At 50.0% G+C, this 2664-nt stretch carries 3 protein-coding genes; all 3 read left to right on the top strand.

Going from position 1 to position 2664, the window contains the following annotated elements:
* Nucleotides 1-78: 78 nt before the first annotated feature.
* A complete protein-coding gene (tnpA, locus tag Selli1_RS18055) occupies nt 79-429 on the top strand; it encodes an IS66 family insertion sequence element accessory protein TnpA (protein ID WP_281874472.1) in 351 nt (116 codons plus the stop codon).
* Nucleotides 422-775: an IS66 family insertion sequence element accessory protein TnpB gene (gene tnpB, locus Selli1_RS18050; protein ID WP_076776436.1), complete on the top strand. Its 354-nt coding sequence runs from the start codon at nt 422-424 to the stop codon at nt 773-775. The genes tnpA and tnpB overlap by 8 nt, the downstream gene beginning before the upstream one ends.
* A 146-nt stretch (nt 776-921) precedes the next feature.
* Nucleotides 922-2592, top strand: a complete 1671-nt coding sequence (gene tnpC / locus Selli1_RS18045) for an IS66 family transposase (protein WP_281874468.1) — start codon at nt 922-924, stop codon at nt 2590-2592.
* Nucleotides 2593-2664: the final 72 nt, after the last annotated feature.

The raw sequence follows: 2664 nt of genomic DNA, 5'->3' as shown, positions 1-2664 counted from the left end.
GTAAGTAGGTAATCATCCGTACCTTCAAATCCCTTCCTGCATTTGATAAGATGGTCTCAAATGATGGAGGTAATACCAATGGATATGAATAATAATGTAATCTCAAAAGCTGATCTTTGGGCAGATCGGATCCATGCTTTCCAGGAAAGCGGTTTATCCCGAAAAGTCTGGTGTCAGCAGAATGAGATCCCGCCGTCTACTTTGGGCTATTGGATCCGAAAGATTCAGTCAGAAGCCCCGGGAACAGAACCTGCCTCCGATCCGGTGTTCGCAAAGCTGCCTTCGGAACAGGAGCTGCAGTTTAACGCCGGGACAGGAAATCATTCTGTTACGATCCTTCTTCCGGGAAACATCCGGATTGAGATTGGCGCTGACTGTCCGGCCAGACTGATGACTACGCTTTTTCAGGCTTTGAAGAACTATGCTTGATTTTTCAGGAAGCGCAACGGTCTATCTGGCGTGCGGAGTTACAGATCTCCGCAAGAGCTATACCGGTTTAGCCGCAATCATCAAACTGAAATTCCATCTCGACCCGTACTCCCGCTGTATGTTCGCGTTCTGCAATCGCAGACGCACATTGATCAAGATCCTCCAGTGGGACGGATCCGGATTCTGGATTCTGATGAAACGTCTGGATCGGAATTCCTTCCATTGGCCGGACACACCGGATGAACTGCGGAAAGTGACTCTCAAAGAGATCCACTGGCTGTGCGATGGATTATCCCTGAACCCCAGCGGCGCTTTTGAAGAACGCCACCCGAAGATCGTAGTCTGATCCCGATTCCTGTCAATTCGCAAAAAGCCGAAAATTCCTTGATTTTACGCGGATTTTCCTCTACTCCTGAAGGCGGTTTTCAATAGAAACCAGATCCTTTTTATGGTAAACTGTCCATAGAGATTTCAGAAAGATGAGGATGTGCGATGGATCCGGTTTTTACAGAAGAACAACTGAACAGGATGAGCAGGGAGGACATGCTCTCTTTGCTGAAGATCATGCAGGAGCATCGTCAAAAGCAGGAAGAAACGCTGCAGAAGCAGGAATCAAGGATCCAGATCCTGGAAGAGAAAACAAAGGAACTGGAATTCCTGAACGCAATGCTCTCTGACCGCCTTACCCTTGCTCAGAGGAAACGCTTTGGCGCGTCCAGTGAAAAATATGCGGACGGGTATACCCAGCTGAATCTTTTTAACGAGGCAGAGCAGGAAGCGGACCCGAATACCCCGGAACCGGACCTGGAAGAGGTCCATCCGTCTTCTTACAAGAGGAAGAAACGTTCCGGCAAAAAGGAGGAAGACCTTTCCTCCTTTGAGACAACCGAAGTCATTGAGTACAAACTGACAGGGGCAGACCGTTACTGCCCGGACTGCAATACGAAATACAAGGTTGTCACAAAGGAAACCGTAAAACGGCTGAAATTCATTCCCGCACGGTTTGAGGTCGTGGAGGAAGTGACCTTTGTGTACAGCTGTCCGAAATGCGGGGCCATGAAACGGCCGGAAAAAGCGCCGTCCCTTCTGAAAGGCAGTGTGGCAACTCCATCCCTGGTGGCAGGCATCATGAATGCCAAGTATGTAAACGGGATGCCGCTTGCGCGCCAGGAACGGGAATTCGCCCGGTATGACCTGAATCTTTCCACAAAGACCATGGCGAACTGGATCATCCAATGCGCCGACCGGTATCTGCAGCCGCTCTATGATCTGATGAAAGAAGAGCTGCTCCGGAGTAAATATTTACACGGAGACGAAACCAGGATTCAGGTGATCGATGAGCCGGACCAGAAGGGGTCCACCCAGAACTGGATGTGGGTCTATCTCACCGATGAATACAGCGGTTCCCCGCAGATGGTCCTCTTCCAATACGAAAGGACCCGTGCCGGATACCATCCGAAGGAATTCCTTGGAGATCAGTTTGAGGGATATTTCACCTGCGATGGTTACCAGGCATACCACAGTCTCCCGGAAAGGATCACTGTAACGGGATGCATGGCCCATGCGAGACGCAGATTTGATGAAGCCCTGACGGTCCTGAAAAAGGATTTCACCAAAGAGCAGCTGAAAGAGACAACCGCATATCAGGCAATGGCACGGATCGGGATACTCTATAAGATTGAGGAGATGATCCGTGACAAGTCACCGGAAGAGAGGTATAAAGAGCGTCAAAAGCAGGCAAAACCGCTTTTAGAGGCTTTCTTTGAGTGGCTCCATACCTTGGAAGATTCCGTAGACCGGTCTTCGCTGATCGGTGAGGCTGTCCTGTACACCCTGAACCAGGAGGTTTATCTGAAGAGATATCTGGAGGACGGTCACTTAAGTATCGATAACCTGGCGGCGGAGCGTGCGCTGAAAAACTTTGCGACAGGGAGACGGAACTGGCTTTTTGCAAAGAGCATCCGTGGAGCGCAGGCCAGCGCGACTGTATACAGCATCACGGAAACAGCCATGCTAAACGGGCTGAAACCCTACAATTATCTCACCTATGTGATGGGGCAGATGAAAGATCTTGGTCCGTTCCCGGAAAAGGAAGCCATGCTGGAACTGCTTCCCTGGTCCACCAGCCTGCCAGCTGATTGTCACAGCAAACTTAAAAAGTAAGAGACAGATTTTCCCCTGGTAAGTGCCGGGGGATTTTTTGTTTTGTCAAGGTACGGATGATTACCTACTTAC

Origin of the sequence: Sellimonas catena (assembly GCF_027924685.1) — a bacterium.
Lineage (GTDB): Bacteria > Bacillota > Clostridia > Lachnospirales > Lachnospiraceae > Sellimonas > Sellimonas catena.
Note: the sequence above shows the minus strand (reverse complement) of the source record. Positions and strands in the feature narration are given on the sequence as shown.